At 57.6% G+C, this 15780-nt stretch carries 12 protein-coding genes; 2 read left to right on the forward strand and 10 right to left on the reverse strand.

Going from position 1 to position 15780, the window contains the following annotated elements:
* Window positions 1-22 precede the first annotated feature (22 nt).
* The 10 genes from atpD to AMUC_RS12490 form a co-directional block, all read right to left on the reverse strand.
* Window positions 23-1441 carry a F0F1 ATP synthase subunit beta gene (gene atpD / locus AMUC_RS02775; RefSeq protein ID WP_031930301.1) on the reverse strand — a complete coding sequence of 473 codons (1419 nt, stop codon included), beginning with the start codon at window positions 1439-1441 and terminating at the stop codon, window positions 23-25.
* Between the two features lie 77 nt (window positions 1442-1518).
* The gene (gene atpG, locus AMUC_RS02780) at window positions 1519-2391 is read right to left on the reverse strand and encodes an ATP synthase F1 subunit gamma (protein WP_012419560.1); all 873 of its coding nucleotides are present in this window, start codon (window positions 2389-2391) and stop codon (window positions 1519-1521) included.
* 21 nt (window positions 2392-2412) lie between these two features.
* On the reverse strand, window positions 2413-3945 hold the full coding sequence (gene atpA / locus AMUC_RS02785; protein WP_012419561.1) for a F0F1 ATP synthase subunit alpha: 1533 nt from the start codon (window positions 3943-3945) through the stop codon (window positions 2413-2415).
* Window positions 3946-3961: 16 nt separating this feature from the next.
* Entirely contained in the window at window positions 3962-4369 is a 408-nt protein-coding gene (locus tag AMUC_RS02790) for a F0F1 ATP synthase subunit delta (protein ID WP_012419562.1), read from the reverse strand.
* Between the two features lie 7 nt (window positions 4370-4376).
* Window positions 4377-4904, reverse strand: coding sequence for a F0F1 ATP synthase subunit B (locus tag AMUC_RS02795; protein WP_012419563.1), 528 nt, complete (start codon window positions 4902-4904; stop codon window positions 4377-4379).
* Window positions 4905-5006: 102 nt separating this feature from the next.
* Complete coding sequence (locus tag AMUC_RS02800) at window positions 5007-5228, reverse strand: ATPase (RefSeq protein ID WP_031930305.1); 222 nt, start codon at window positions 5226-5228, stop codon at window positions 5007-5009.
* An 82-nt stretch (window positions 5229-5310) separates the two neighbouring features.
* Window positions 5311-6249 carry a F0F1 ATP synthase subunit A gene (locus AMUC_RS02805; protein ID WP_012419565.1) on the reverse strand — a complete coding sequence of 313 codons (939 nt, stop codon included), beginning with the start codon at window positions 6247-6249 and terminating at the stop codon, window positions 5311-5313.
* Between the two features lie 265 nt (window positions 6250-6514).
* A complete protein-coding gene (locus AMUC_RS02810) occupies window positions 6515-8716 on the reverse strand; it encodes a hypothetical protein (RefSeq protein WP_012419566.1) in 2202 nt (733 codons plus the stop codon).
* Between the two features lie 292 nt (window positions 8717-9008).
* Window positions 9009-11477 carry a penicillin-binding transpeptidase domain-containing protein gene (locus AMUC_RS02815; RefSeq protein ID WP_012419567.1) on the reverse strand — a complete coding sequence of 823 codons (2469 nt, stop codon included), beginning with the start codon at window positions 11475-11477 and terminating at the stop codon, window positions 9009-9011.
* A 59-nt stretch (window positions 11478-11536) separates the two neighbouring features.
* Window positions 11537-12166, reverse strand: a complete 630-nt coding sequence (locus AMUC_RS12490; RefSeq protein ID WP_012419568.1) for a L,D-transpeptidase — start codon at window positions 12164-12166, stop codon at window positions 11537-11539.
* Between the two features lie 130 nt (window positions 12167-12296).
* On the opposite strand from AMUC_RS12490, the gene AMUC_RS12305 reads away from it, so the two are divergent.
* Window positions 12297-13409 carry a hypothetical protein gene (locus AMUC_RS12305; protein ID WP_012419569.1) on the forward strand — a complete coding sequence of 371 codons (1113 nt, stop codon included), beginning with the start codon at window positions 12297-12299 and terminating at the stop codon, window positions 13407-13409.
* A 247-nt stretch (window positions 13410-13656) separates the two neighbouring features.
* Complete coding sequence (locus AMUC_RS02835; protein WP_012419570.1) at window positions 13657-15684, forward strand: Sip1-related alpha-galactosidase; 2028 nt, start codon at window positions 13657-13659, stop codon at window positions 15682-15684.
* Window positions 15685-15780: the final 96 nt, after the last annotated feature.

Below are 15780 nucleotides of genomic sequence, written 5' to 3' on the forward strand. Positions count from 1 at the left end.
GTTCGGGACGGCGGGAAAAGGGTTATTTGGCTTCCTTGAGGACGTCATCAATGCCGCCGCGCATGAAGAAGGCGTCCTCCGGAACCATGTCCAGCTTGCCTTCCAGGATTTCCTTGAAGCCCCGGACGGTTTCCGCCACGGGAACATAGGCACCGGGAATGCTGGAAAAGACTTCCGCCACATGGAACGGCTGGGTCAGGAAGCGCTGAATCTTGCGGGCGCGGCTCACGATGAGCTTGTCTTCTTCCGAAAGTTCGTCCATGCCCAGAATGGCAATCATATCCTGAAGGTCCTTGTAGCGCTGCAGCACCATCTGCACGCCACGCGCCACTTCATAATGCTCATTCCCCACAATTTCCGGGGCCAGGGCCTTGGAAGTGGAAGACAGCGGTTCCACCGCCGGGAAGAGCCCCTGGGCCGCCAGAGAGCGTTCCAGCACCACCGTGGAGTCCAGGTGGGCGAAGGTTGTGGCCGGGGCCGGGTCCGTCAAGTCGTCCGCAGGAACATACACGGCCTGCATGGAGGTGATGGAGCCGTGCTTGGTGGAGGTGATGCGTTCCTGAAGATCCGCCATTTCCTCCGCCAGGTTCGGCTGGTAACCCACGGCGGACGGCGTGCGGCCCAGCAGGGCGGACACTTCCGACCCCGCCTGGGAGAAACGGAAAATATTGTCAATGAACAGCAGCACGTCCTTATGCTCCTCGTCACGGAAGTATTCCGCCATCGTCAGGGCGGACAGGGCTACGCGCAGACGGGCGCCGGGGGGTTCATTCATCTGTCCGTACACCAGCGCCACCTTGGATTCTTCCGGTTTCTCCAGGTTGATGACTCCGGATTCTATCATCTCATTGTACAGGTCGTTCCCCTCACGGGTGCGTTCCCCCACCCCGGCAAAAACGGAGAGGCCGCTGCGCGCCTTGGCAATGTTGTTGATCAACTCCATGATGAGCACGGTCTTGCCTACCCCCGCACCCCCAAAGGCACCGATTTTGCCGCCTTTCAGGAAGGGGCAGATAAGGTCAATTACCTTGATGCCCGTTTCCAGCACTTCCGTGCTGGTGGATTGTTCGTCCAACGGCGGAGCGCCGCGGTGGATGCTCTTCATACCGGCGCAGGAGAGTCCGCCGCGCTCGTCCACAGCTTCCCCCAGCACATTGAAAATACGTCCCAGCACGCACTGTCCCACAGGAACTTCAATAGGGCGCCCCGTGTCGCGCACCGGCATCCCCCGCCGCAGACCGTCCGTAGAACTCATGGCCACGGCGCGGACCCAGCCGTCTCCGATGTGCTGCTGGACTTCCAGAACCAGGGTCTTGCGCTTGCCGTCAACTTCATAGTCCACTTCCAGCGCATTGAGCAGGGCGGGGAGCGTTTCTGCCTGGGAGAAGTCCGCATCGACCACAGCGCCGATGATCTGAACGAGAATGCCTGTGTTATTCATCATGGGAAAAACTTGGTGTTGAAATGGAGAGGAAAGAATGTTCTGTTTGAAAAGCGGGTAAAGAAAGCGGAACCATGTTATTCCATAGCGCGCATAGCCGTGGTAATTTCCAGAAGTTCGTTGGTGATTTGCGTCTGGCGCGCCTTGTTGTAGTCCAGGGTGAGGCCGCCGATGATGTTTTTGGCGTTTTCCGTGGCTCCCTTCATGGCGACCATGCGGGCGGAGTGTTCGGATGCCCGGGCCTCCAGCACAATCTGAACCAGTCCGTGGAAAACGTAAAGAGGCAGGATGGTATCCAGCAGAGCAGCGGGGCTGGGTTCCAGCAGGAATTGCTTATGGGCATCTGCTCCGTCCAGGGAAGAGCCTCCGGCTTTCGCCATGTTCATCAGGGGTTCCGGCTCAATGGGAAGAAGCTGGCGAAAGACAGGCTTCTGGACCATTGTGTTCACAAAACCGGAGAAAGCCACGAAAACGCGCCCATATTCCTCCGCCTTGAACTTTTGCACGATGAAATCAAATACCGGCTTTAGTTCCAGCAGGGACAGGGGATCCGTCAGGCTCCAGGTGGCCTCCAACCGTTCATTCAATTTGGCGAGCGCAGCATTCAGCTTGCGGCCGATGGTGATGTAATGGGCGTTTTCCGGGGCCTGTTCCCGGACCATTTTGATCAGGTTGGCGTTCAGCCCGCCGCAAAGGCCGCGATCCGTATTCACCAGCAGCACCAGATCCGCGCCGCCGTGGGTTTGCATCAGAGGGCTGTTGCTGGTGTCAATTTCATCCTGGAGATGGTAGAGCACTTCCGCCAGGGCGCGGATATAGGGGCGTCCCTTGACGGCCTGGTCCTGAGCGCGGCGCATTTTGGCGGAAGCCACCATCTGCATCGCCCTGGTGATCTGGGACGTGTTTTTGACGGACTTGATCCGGCGTCTGATGTCTCTCAGATTGCCCATGTGTCAGTACTCCCGTAATCGTTAGTTCCAGCTGAGCTTGAAGGATTCGATAGCGGCTTTAAGCCCTGCGTCTATTTCCGGCGTCAGGTCTTTTTTCTTCAGAATGCTTTCCAGCAGATCCGGATGCTGATCCTGCATCACCGCTTCCCACGCATTCTGGCATTCCTTGATCCTGTCCACCGGAACGTCGTCAAAGTACCCTTTTTGCATGGCATACAAGTCAGCGGCCTCCAGACCCAGGGATTTGGGCTCATACTGGTTCTGCTTAAAGAGCTCCACGATGCGCTGGCCGCGGGCCAGCTTGGCCTTCGTGCTGGGGTCCAGATCAGACCCGAACTGGGCGAACGCCTGCAATTCCGTAAATTGGGCCAGATCCAGCTTAATGGAGCCGGCCAGCTTCTTGATAATTTTCGTCTGGGCGGAGGAACCCACACGGGAGACGGAAATACCCACGTTGATGGCTGGGCGCACCCCCTGGTAAAACAGGTCCGTTTCCAGGAATATCTGGCCGTCCGTGATGGAAATGACGTTCGTGGGAATGTAGGCGGAAACGTCGCCTGCCTGCGTTTCAATAATGGGAAGAGCCGTCAGGGAACCGCCGCCGTGTTCCTTGTTGATGCGCGCGGCGCGTTCCAGCAGGCGGCTGTGCAGGTAGAATACGTCCCCCGGGTACGCCTCGCGGCCGGAGGGGCGGCGCAGAATCAGGGAAATCTGGCGGTAGGCCACGGCATGCTTGGAAAGGTCGTCATAAACGATAAGGGCGTCTTCCCCCTTGTCCATAAAGTATTCCCCCATCGCACAGCCGGCGTAGGGCGCCAGGTACAGCATGGCGGCAGGATCGGAGGCGGAAGCCGCCACGACGATGGAATATTTCATGGCTCCCGTTTCCTCCAGTTTCGCCACCAGGCGGCTGATGTTGGCGCGCTTCTGGCCGATAGCCACGTAAATATTGTAGAGAGGCTGGTGATCAGGAAGCTTGCCTTCCTCCGCCAGACGGTTCTGTTCCGCCTGGGCAATCATGGTATCCATGGCAATGGCGGTCTTCCCGGTGGCACGGTCCCCGATGATGAGTTCGCGCTGGCCGCGGCCAATGGGAATCATGGCGTCAATGGGAAGGATGCCGGTCTGGACGGGCACGGAAACGGATTGGCGGGAGATGATGCCGGAGGCGATTTTTTCCACCGGGTAATACGCTTCCGCCTCAATCGGCCCTTTGCCGTCAATAGGTTCTCCCAGCGTGTTCACCACCCGGCCCAGCAGGGAGCGGCCCACGGGCACGGAAAGAAGGCGTCCGGAACACTTGACCAGATCCCCTTCCTTCAACTTGGAATCATCCCCCAGAATCACGGCGCCAACCTCATGTTCTTCTAGGTTCATCGCCAGCCCCATCACCCCGCCGGGGAACTCTATCATTTCATTGAGCATGACGCCGCTCAGCCCTTCGATCTTGGCGACGCCGTCCCCCACGGAACGAATGACGCCCACGTTTTCCTGACTGACGGAAGCCGTGGCTTTTTTTATTTCTGCTTCGAGTTCTTGAAGTATGTTGCTCATGGGAAAAATTCGTTGGTTAATTGGAAAGGGTGCGGGCCATCGCAGCCAGACGGTCGATTCTGGAACGCACGGAACCGTCCTTCACGTCGTCCCCTACCTGGATGCGGACACCCGCCAGCAGAGACGGTTCCACCTCCCAGCGGTAGTAGAGGACGCCGCCATATCTGGCCTCCAGTTTGGCCTGAATCAGGGAACGCTCCTCTTCCGTGAGGGGCACGGCGCTTTGAATAGTGGCTGTACGGCTTTTCACCGCATATCCCACCATGCCGGAAAAAGCCTTCAGCAGAGCGGCATAATTGCGGGGCTTGCGTTCCGCAATTTTCCGGGCGATCAGACGCACGCGGTCCTCCGCCACGGCATTCCCGTCCATACAGAGCCGGAACAGCCTGCGGGCGGCATTTTGCGTGTCCTTTCCGATCTTCATAAATATTTCAGGAATCTAGGCTGTCGATCGCTTCCCGGTTGATTCTCCGCTGGTCTTCTTCCGTCAGCATTTTTCCGGTAACCTGGGCCGCCGCCAGGGCCACCAGCTGGCCAAATTGTTCTTTTAACGCTTCACGCTCTTTCTGCTGTTCCAGTTCCGCAAGCTGGCGGGCCTTTTTTATGATTTCCTCAGCCTTCCGGGAGGCTTCCGCTTCCTGTTCTTCCAACAGGCGGGCGGCGGCAGCCTTGGCGGCGTCTATTTTCTCCTGTCCCTTTTCCCCTGCTTCCACCAGCATTTCATGCGTCTGTTCCTTTACGGAAGCCAGCTGCCGCTCACTTTCCTCACGCATTTCCTCTCCTTCTTCAATACGCTGGCGCCTTTTTTCCAGAACATTCTGGATGGGTTTGAACGCCAGATAACGCAGGATCACCACCATCAGAATGAAAGCGATCAGGTTGGCAACAAAAGGTTCCCAACTCGTTACCCCAAAGGGAGCAAAAGGATTCCAGGCTTGGTCAGCTATGAGATTCAGCATAAGATGAGCGGTTTGAACATGCCGGAAATTTTCCGAAACCGGCAGGGAACGGGCGCACCGCCCCGGAGCGGAGAAGCTCCCTCCGGGGGCGAAACTTCCGTTTTATTTCACAAAGATGGAGATCAGGGCCACGCCTTCAATCAGGGCCGCCAGCGTGATGGCAATCACCATAATGGGGGAGGAAGCTCCGGGGTTGCGTCCGGTGGCTTCCGCGGCTTTCGCGCCAATGAGGCCAATGCCGAGGCCGGCGCCGATGGTGACGAGGCCGAAACCTACGTTGCCGGACAGTTCGGCCAGGGAGGTCATTGCGATAGGATCAATCATGTTATTGGTATGGTTTATGTTTTTTGTTGAACGTTCCCCCACAGGTTGCCCATGGTCCGGAACGGAAAGCTGGCGGTACGGTTTATGAGGTTTTTCCAGGCGGCAGGCGGTCCGGCACGGGAAGTTCCTTCTCCTCATTTTTGGAAGCATGGCCGTGGGCGTTATCGTCCCCCACCTGAAGTTTCAGGAAAATCGCCGTCAGAAGCAGGAAAACCAGGGCCTGGATGAACCCCACCAGCAGTTCGATCGCCAGAAACGGCAGTACGCACAGGGAGCTGAGTACGGGCCCGAACATATGGGCCATGGTGTCAATAATCGTTTCCCCGGCGTAAATATTGCCGTAAAGACGAGCGGCCAGCGCAATGGGGCGAATCGTGATGCTCAGGACATCCACCAGTCCCACAAAAATGAAGATGAACACCAGCACGAATCCCATGAACCCCGGCAGTCTCCCCTTGGGGCCGAACAGGTGAATAAAGAAGCCTTTCAGCCCCTGCTCCCGGATAGACCAGTAAAGCCACATCAGCGCATAAAAAATACCCAGGAACATCGTCACGTTCATGTCCGCATTCGCGCCGCGGAACAGCGGCACCCCATGATAGGTGATGGTTCCCACCCCGGGAAGAAGCCCCATGTAATTGCTGACCAGAATAATGGTGAAAATAGTTCCGAAGTACCAGAAGTACTTGCGCGTCAGGCGCGGACCCAGAAGGGACTGGACAAAGTTGTACAGAGTTTCAAAAAAGTATTCCACCGCATTCTGTAAACGGGAAGGCAGGATGCGCATGGAGCGGGTGGCGGACCATACGACCACCCCTATCAAAAGAACCGCCAGAAAAAGCATCAGCATCGAGTTGGACACCGGGAGCTCAATGCCTCCGGGCAGAGGTATGGAAAACAAATGGGGAGCGGCCTGTTCCAATCCGTGCTCCGCTCCTTCCTCCGCCGCACAGGCGCTGCCGCCCATAACGCCGGACACGGTCAATGCCGCCAACCACAGGAACTGGAAAAATCTGCTCATTGTCTGTCTTTTACCATTACTCGTGCCAACTCCTGTAAATACTGGAAAAAGGAATCCATTCCCTTTATTTGACGGTTTTGATTGTGGACTCTCCTCTTTATTTTGGCAAGCCCAAAACTCGGCACGCACACAAATTATATACATTTGTACATAATCTTGAAAGAAACCTGGATGCCCGTTACAACATCAACAAAATCTTTTCTCCATCAACAAAAAAGCTTCCGGGAATCCATCCCGGAAGCCTGCAGGCAGAACTGAAGGGCCGTTACTTGGCGGCGGAAATAATATGGATGTGGTACACGTCTCTGCCGTCCGCGGCCTTGCGCCCCGTGGCATGAATTCCCGTAACATCGGAAGTGATTACATCGAGGGTTTCCACAGCATTCCGAAGCTCCCTGCTGCTTTCCGCCGCGCTCTTCAGGGCGTCACGGACCGGAACCAGGTTAAGCTGAAATTCGAGAGGGGCTCCCTGTACCGGAGATTTCACGGATTCCCTGAGGACTTCCATACCGAAGGCCTTCGGCATACTGACCGCCCAGCGGGTATCGGAAATGCTTACCACCGGGTTCAGATCGGCGCCCAAAGGACACTGGTAATCGTAGGTAGTGATATCCCCGTCCACAGAAGACTGGGGAGCGGGCAACTCCGCCATTTTACCCTGGCTGGCCAGAGTGACGACGGTTTTGGCGGCATTAGCCACTTTCTGCCAGGCTTCTCCCAGGGCGGCGCGGTTTTTCACTTCATATGCAGCGGAGAAACGCGGCGCCGGCACATTCTTGAGCATGGGACTGGGAGCGCCCTGCATGTCCATAATGAACACGCCTGAACCCGTAAGGCCGGAAAGAGCAGTTTTATAAGCCTTCCAGAGCTCCTCAATGGTAGGCCTGGCCATCTGGATCATAGGGGCGGCCATGCGCACCTGATCGCTCACATCATGCTTCGGATTGGAAATATAGGCATTGCCGTAGTCCCATACAATCTGGGCAATATTACCGCACAGGGAACAACCCATATCCATCATCTGCGGATTGACCGTGCAGGAGGAATACAGCACCGTGGACGCGCCAGGACGCACGGCACTCATGGCGGAAGGAGCGTCCAACTTGTAGAATTCCAGCGGATATGTGCATGCTTCCACATGCACCCCCTGATCCTGCCACGAGAAGTAGGAAACGGCCGTAGCATTCCGGGCCAGCTTTTCATACATGCCAAGCATGCTGGCCTTGATGGAATCCAGCGCCGTCATGGAAGGAGCCAGATCGGCAATTTTCCAATCGGCGCCTATCGTCTGCATCACATCCTTCAACCCGGTGAGCATGCCCTTGTAATAGGCCAAATCCATGTTAATAACCCCTTTGACGGAAGCTTTGTCTGCGAACAGCAGCCCATAAGCCGGATACTGGAACCGTGCATCCGCCATGGAGAAATCAGGACGGGACAGCATGGATTCCTGGGGTGAAGAGGCGATACGGACCTGTTTTTCAGGATTGGTGGTTATAAAGCCTACCAGGGTATCATCCACAAAAGAGACGGCCACATACAGCCTGGATTCATCCAGACGAACGAGCGCCGCCTTAAGACGGTCCATATTTTCCCGGGAAATCTCCATCCGGTCTTTCGCCTCATCCAGCATTTCTTCCAGCTTCGCACGCACTTTTTTGCAGTCCACTTCCGCTACCTTGCAGGCCAGGCCATTGTAGGTCTTTTCATACAGGGAAACCATTCCATGCAGCTCCATATCCTCCTGGAGATTGGCGTCCTTCAGGAAAGCTTTGGCCTGGGCCTGGGCTTCCGGCGTCAGTTTGGCGGCAATCATCACAGGCGCCGTCGCAGCCTGGGAAGGGCGTAAATCCATCAGCTCAGCCCACTGCACAATCATCTCGGCCCCCTGGCCGCCCATGACCTCCGCCCCCGCACCATCGGCATCCTCATTTCCATCCTTTACCCCCTGGAAAAGCTTGTAAACGGACAAAATTTCCTTCATCTGGTTCAGGCCCATCTTGGTAAAAGAGGACTGCGCGCTATCCAGCCACGGAGCCCATTCGGGACCCAAGCCGATCATCGCGTCAATGACAGGGCTGCTGAAAGAACATTTCCGCTGCACGGGTTCGGAAGCGTCTTCTCCCGGAATGGCTATGGATTCATCGGCCTCCTCCCCGGAGGAGCAGGAACTCCAGGTTTTCACCATGTTCAAATTCTGAACGCTCTTCATGATGCCGGGAATATCGTAAACACCCGCCATCATCCCCATTTCCTTGGGAAAGAGAGCGGCTATTCCGAGCCGTTCGGCACGCTTCGCCACCAGGTCGGGAGCCACGGAAGCCAAAGGATCAAGAGAGGCGGCGGGAGTCAAGCCGGCTGCATCCTGCCCGGCCTTGGCGGAAGATGATTGATGATCGTCAGAGCAGGCGGCAAGAGCGCAGGTCAGCACAAAACAGGGTATGGAGTAGAAATAATGCTTTTTCATTATCTTTAAACATGGGGTCATGATGCCATCCGGCAAGCGCGCTGCTTCCTTGCGGCAACAGCCCCTATCGGCGCATCTTTCCCATTATACAGGCGTTTCCCCGCACGACGCAAGCACAATGCAAAACATTAACGCACTCAGGGCGTGCATGACGTTGCTGCGTGAAAAACCTTTTAAGCGCCGCCAGCTATCCCCGTATCCGCCAGATTTTCCTTTTTCCCCCGCCAATATTGTCCGGGAAAAAGCCGTTCCGGAAACCGCAAAAACTCTCCGGCTTTCTCTAAGAACCGGATTAAAGAGGTTCCGCCATGGGAATATCATCCTCCGGCAGGGGAGACTGCGGCGCAGGAGTGTTTACGGAGGTGGAACGGTTAAGATGGCGGGGAATCTGCTGGGGCAGTCCGGGGATGTAATCGGAATCACCCCGGCGCGGCGTGAGGGGGGCCGCAGAAGGCTCCTCCGACAACGGAGGCGCCGACGGCCCGGCAGGCCTTGAGGAGCCGCCCACCGGAGTTGCCTTGATTTCAGCATCGGAAGAGTCATCCAGATCGGCAGGGATTTCATCAGCCTTGATCGGCTCCATCCCTTCCGGATCATACAAGCCGGGCGGCAGGTTGTCCGGCACGACGGCAGGCGCTCCGCTCCGTTCCCGAAGAGCGGCCGCGGCCGTTTCCGGGGTCTCCTCCACCGGTTCCGCCACCGGGATGTCATCTTTGGGCGGGTCAATAATAGCCTTGATGTCTTTTTTCTCCGTTTCGAAAAATTCCTTTACGATGGGAGCGGCGGCAGCCCCCCCGCCCAGCCGTTCGTGGGCGCGGCCTTCATACAGCACCACATAGGCAAAGCGCGGATTGTCGCAGGGCATGAAACCGGCGAACCACGCCAGACGCTTGTCTTCCCGTTCCGGCCCCCATTGGGCCGTTCCGGATTTGCCGGCGATACTGGCATAAGACAGGCGTGCACGCCCCCCCGTACCGGCTTCAACCACTTCCCTCATCCCCTTGCGCACGCTGGACAGAGCACGCTCATAGGCAGGCAGAGGACGTTGAACTTCCTGGGGCTTGGGCGCGTAAACGACATTGGCGTTGCCGTCCTGAATCTGCTTGATGAGCTGGAGCCTGGGCAGATACCCGTTTGCCACGCCGGACATCATGTGCGCCACCTGGAGGGGCGTAACCAGCAACGTCCCCTGGCCGATGGACAAATTGGCGGCATCCCCGGACATGAAATCGCGCTTGTAATTGCGGATCATATAATCACTGGTCGGCACCAGGCCGGGATCGTCCGGAATGGGCAGGCCGGTCCGTTCCCCCAGGCCGAAGGCGCGGGCCGTATCCATCAGGGCTTCCGCACCCAGCTTCAGGCCCATCTGGTACATGAACGGATTATTGGACATCGCCAGGGCGCGGACACAGTTGATATCCCCCAGGGGAGTCTTGCTCCAGTTTTTGAACACGTGGTTGCCGATCGTCACGGAAGCCGGGCAGTAAACGAGCGTATTTTCCGTGATTTTGTTGTTCCTCAAGGCACTGGCTACCGTCAGGACTTTAAATGTGGAAGCGGGGGGATAACGGCCCTGGAAAGCACGGGCGCCCAGAGGACCGGCAGGATCATTGCGCAAAGCATCGTAATCTTTCTGGGATATGTTTGGAATGAACATGTTCGGGTCATAGGACGGCGTGGACGCCATCACCAGAACTTCACCCGTCACGCAGTCCAGCACCACCATGGCGCCGCGCCTCTTGCCGCGGGAAAGGATGCGTTCCGCATCCTTCTGCCATTTCAGGTTGAGGGTGGTGACGACAGCCCCGCCGGGCTTGGGGCGTATTTGCAGTTCATCCAGAATTTTATTGCCGTCTTCGTCAAACATCAAGCGCCATACGCCGGGCGTTCCGGTCAGATTTTTGTTGAATTCCTTTTCCAGCCCCGCACGGCCTTCCACCTGCTCCCAAAGCGGATCCATGTGGTTGATGGGGCCGGTTGGCAGTTTTCCCTTGGACCCCACATAGCCGATGATATGGCCGGCGATTTCCTTCTCCGGATAGGAACGGATGTAAATGGGCAGCAGCTGGAGGCCGCGCACACTTTTCACCTTATCCTTCAGCTTTTCCGCTTCCTCCGCACGAATGACGTTCGTGAGCGGAAGAGGCAGCCAGCGGCGGTGCTCATAATGTTTCCAGAGCTGTTCGTCGGAAAAAGACCACGCCTTTCCGGCAATTTTTTTGGCCTGTTCCAAACAGTTGCGCCCGAATTCCACCACGCGGGAACGGTCGGGGTTTTCAAAAATTTCAAACCGCAAAGCCAGCTGGTAGGCTACGGAAGTCACGGCCAGCGGTTCCCCGTTGCGGTCCAGGATGGGGCCGCGCGGAGCGGGAATCAGCAGAGCCATGGTCCTGGCGGAAGGCCGCGTGCTGGTGTGCGCTTCCCGCGCAGCGTCCAGCCGACCTCCGCCAAGGGAAGGAATCAGGGACAGGGAATCCAAGCCATTCTGCTCCTTTTCCGTTTCCCTGGGCATCTCCGGAGCGGCGGCCACGCCTTCCTGTTCGCCGGAAGCCGTGTCGGAATCCTTCTTTTTGTCCCCCAGGTCAACCGTTTCCACGGCGTCATCCTCTCCGCGCTGTTCCACCGCAGCCCGGCCAGCGACCGCTCCCCCCCGGGAAGACGGGCGGCGCGTGGAAGCCTGGCCCCAGGCTGTATCCGCCGTCCACGCGGCCAAACCGGCCAACAATACCAGGGAACGTATCAGAACCTTTATTTTCATCAGCTTGCAGGATTGTGGCAAATATACCGCAAGGAATCAACGATTATTCACGCTCACGCTTATTCCTGAACGATGACGGTTGTTCCCAGGCCGCATTTGTCAAACAGAATGCGGCATGCCTCCACCGGAACCCGGATGCACCCGTGGGAATTGGCGTCCCGGAACACGGTGCCCACATGCAGCCCTATCCCGCCGTGAATGCGCATCCAAAGAGGCATTTTGGCGCCGATGAATTTACCGCCGGGAGGCACGCGGGAAGAAGAGGTAGCATCCGAATTCACGCACAAACCGCTTGCATCAAACACGCTGCCGTAAGACCGGGAACGGTAATCCGCATCTTTTTGGATGATGGAAAACTTGCCGCGCGGCGTTTTATGGGCGGATTTGCCCGTGCAAACGGGAAAGTTCATAGCCGGCTTGCCATCAACCAACAACACGCCGCGCTGATCCTTCAGATGAATGACGATTTTGCTGTTCCGCGTCCCCGCCTGGCGGATACGCTCGTCATGATACCAGATATCGCGCGTGAAGCGGTACTGGGGATCCGCAACAAAAGCTTCATAGGAAGAAGCATATCTGCCGTCCTTCATCAACGGCTTTCCATGAGGCGTCCTGGGCGTGGAGGAACAGGCAGCCAGCAGCAGGGAAACACACAGGAAAAGAAGAAACGGGAGAGCGGCGTGCGGCATGCGGCCTGCTTTACCCTCTTCCCCCGTGGAAATCAAGCACGATTCCCCTCCGTTCCGGCATGTTTGGAGTAATCCTGATAAAGACGCCCGTTTATGCCCGTATCTGTTTCCGTTCTTTCTCTCTGCCGTCATGAATGCCGCTTCTTCCGTTCCCACCCGTTCTCCCCGCCTGCACTCCCTGGACGCCCTGCGCGGGCTGGACATGCTCATTATCCTAGGGCTGGACGCCCTGATTCTGCTTCTGGCCTCCAGAAATCCGGAAAACGGCTTCCTGCAAGAAGCCGCGCGCCAGATGACCCATGCCCGTTGGGAAGGATTACACCTGTACGATCTGGTATTTCCCGTCTTTGTATTCATATCGGGCGCCTCCATGTCCTTCTCCCTGGCGAAATACACCGGCACCTCCATCGCCCCCGGACTCTTCCATCTCTGGAAACGGGCTTTCGGCCTGGCTTTTCTGGGCCTTCTGGTCAACGGAACGCTTACCTGGACGGAAAGCATGCGTTACGCCTCCGTTCTGGGACTGATCGGTTTTTCCTGCGCTATTGCAGGAACCTGCATCCTGCTGTGCCGCCGGACGGGGGCGGTTGCCTCAGCAGCGGGATTCATCCTGGTCCTCATTACCCTGCTTCAGTTCACCTGCGGCAATTTTACGCCGGACGGCTCCGTCAACTCATGGGTGGACAGGCACTGGCTCCCCGGCCGTCTGCATGGGGGAGTTTTTGACCCGGAAGGCCCGCTCTGCGTCGTTTCCGCCTCCGCCCTGTGCATGGGAGGATGGATAGCGGGAAAGTTTTTGAAAGAAAGCCGGCTCCCCCCCGTGCGCCTCTGCACGGCAATGGCAGGAGCGGGCCTTCTCCTTTTCTGCACCGCCAGGATGCTGGACGGCACCTACCCCATCATTAAAAGCATGTGGACAGGGACCTTCGTCCTGGCCGCCGCCGGCATTTCCCTGACGTTTCTTTCCCTGTTTCATCTGGCCGTTGATGTGTGGAACGAAGGGAAATGGGCCCAATGGGCATTTCCCCTCCGCGTTATCGGCATAAACGCCCTGGCCGCCTACCTCATCCACTCCCTGCTCAATGTGCATGAACTTAACCGTCGCATCTTCAGCGGCATGGCAGACCTCTTCCCCCCGTTCCAGCCCGTCTTCCTTGCCGTGTCCCTTCTGCTGCTGCAATGGCTGGCCTTGCTCTTCCTTGACAGGCGGCGACTGCCTTTCATCAAAAAAGCGGTCAAATGACCAGGCGGCGGATACCCCGGCCATGGTTGCCGGTGCTCCCCGAAAAAACGGATACTCCCCTGTGAAACGGCCAGCCAACATTATCTCTTTCCCCCAAAGCCCTAAAAGGAGAAATAAAGCGGAAACATCATTTTTTGCTCGTTTCAGGGAAAAGCTCTGCCACCCTTTCCGGAAAGAGGCCAAGCACGTTCCTTCCATGATTGTCTTCCGGTTCCCCTGCCCCATTTCCTAACCCCATGATCATTCCATGAAAGCATTCATGTTCCCAGCCCTTGTTCTGGCGGCCCTGAACATATGGACTGGCGCCGCCCAGCCCCGGACAACCGCCATTTTACCTGTACCGGGCGAAAAGGCGTGCCGGCTTCCGCTTCCTCCCTACCAGGCCTTTTGCTGGTTTTCAGCGGACCGCGGCCGCTGGCCCGGAGACGGCAACCGGGTTCTGCCCTGGTTCGGAAGGACGGCCCCCGGCAACCTGCTGGACAGCAAGCCGAATCCCAGCACCGCCAAACCGGGGGACCATGCCATGTTCGCCCTGTTCCACCTCAAAGACGGCAATTTCATGGCCGTGCTCCCCGTCGCCGCCCCTGATTCCCTCGCGTGGCTGAAACTTGAAAGGGACGGAACATTCCTTGTGGAAGCCGGTTCGCTGGGAACTTCCCCCGCCAAACCGCAGGCCGTCCTGGCCGTCACCGCCACGGACAAAGATATTTACCGCGCCTGTTCCGCCGTATGGGACAAGGCCCTTTCCCTCCCTTTCATCAAGGGCAGAACCTTGCCCCGGGAAAAGAAAATTTATCCGGAACCGTTCAAGTACCTCGGCTGGTGCAGCTGGGAACAGTATAAAAAGAATATTTCCTCCAAGCTGCTTGAAGAAACGGCCAGAAAACTGGAGGCATCCCCCGTCCCCGTCCGGTGGATGCTGGTGGACGACGGATTCCAGACCCAGGAAAGGCTTCAGCTGGTCAGTTTCCAGCCCCGGCAGGATCAATTCCCCCGGGGCTGGCAGCCCCTGATGAAACACAAAAGCCCCAAATTGAAATGGATGGGCCTGTGGCACTGCTATTACGGCCTCTGGAACGGCATCCACCCCAGGCACCGTCTGGATGACGAGACTGCCCGCGGTCTGGTCCGTACCGCCAAAGGGAAAATCCTCCCCGGTGACGGCTCCGGAGGAGCCGGAGCGTTTTATACCCCCTTCCTGCAATCCGTCAAAGACACCGGATTCGACTTCGTGAAAATTGATGTGCAGGCGGAATACCTGAAGCATGCGGACGGGCTGGACAACCCGGTCCGCCACAATACCAAGTGCTCGGAAGCCCTGGAACAGGCCTGCCTGAAAACAGGGCTCAGCCTGGTCAACTGCATGGCGCAGGGTACCGTCAACATTCAGAACACGCGTTACAGCGCGGTCACCCGGTGCAGCATCGACTACAAGCTGGGAGATGAAGCCATGGCCAAATCCCACATCCTCCAGTCCTACGCCAATACCCTCTGGCTGGGACAGACCGTGTGGCCGGACCATGACATGTTCCATTCCACGGATCCCGCCTGCGCCCGCCTCATGGCCGTATCCAAAGCCGTCTCAGGCGGCCCTGTCTATCTTTCAGACCCGGCAGACAAACTTAATCCGGAAAACATCATGCCTCTCGTCTGGTCGGACGGTCTTCTGCTGCGCCCGCTGGCTCCCGCCGTGCCCCTGCCTGATTCCGTCTTTCCGGATGCTCTGAACGAGAACCGCCTGTACCGGGTAATCGCCCCTTTACCCGGTCAAAGCGCCGCCGTGGTGGTGTACAACCTCAAACATCCTTCCCCGGCGGAACCGGTACGGGGGAAAATTTCCCTGGAGGATTATAAAAACGCGGCGGCTCTGCTGAATGGCAATGCGGCGGAAGCCTACGCCTCTCTCCCGGCGGAGGGCATCGCCGCCTATTCCGCAGAGGGAGGCCGCGCGCTGACTCCGGCACAGCCGGATCTGGATGTAGAGCTGACGGGATTCAAGGACCGCCTGTTCATCATGGCCCCTATCGTCCAAGGTTGGGCCGTCATCGGAAGGAGGGACAAATTTCTCTCTCCCTGCGCCCTGGTTTCCGCTCCGGGGTACAGGGAGAACGGCCTCCGCTTCCGCGTGAAGGAATCCGGGCCTGTCGTCATCTGGCGGGGAAAAGGCCCGGTCAAAGCGGGAAACACCCCCGTCAGGAATCTGGGGAACGGGTTTTATGAATTGCAATTTCCCGTCTCCGACCACCCCCTGGACATCACTGTAACAGCGGAATAACTCCGGACATTTCCTCTCATTTTTCCTACTTCGTCTCCCATGAACCCGCTTCATCCCCTCCTTGCTTTCTCTCTGTTGCTTCCGCTCTGCCGGCAT

Origin of the sequence: Akkermansia muciniphila ATCC BAA-835, assembly GCF_000020225.1 — a bacterium.
In the GTDB taxonomy this organism is placed as follows: domain Bacteria; phylum Verrucomicrobiota; class Verrucomicrobiia; order Verrucomicrobiales; family Akkermansiaceae; genus Akkermansia; species Akkermansia muciniphila.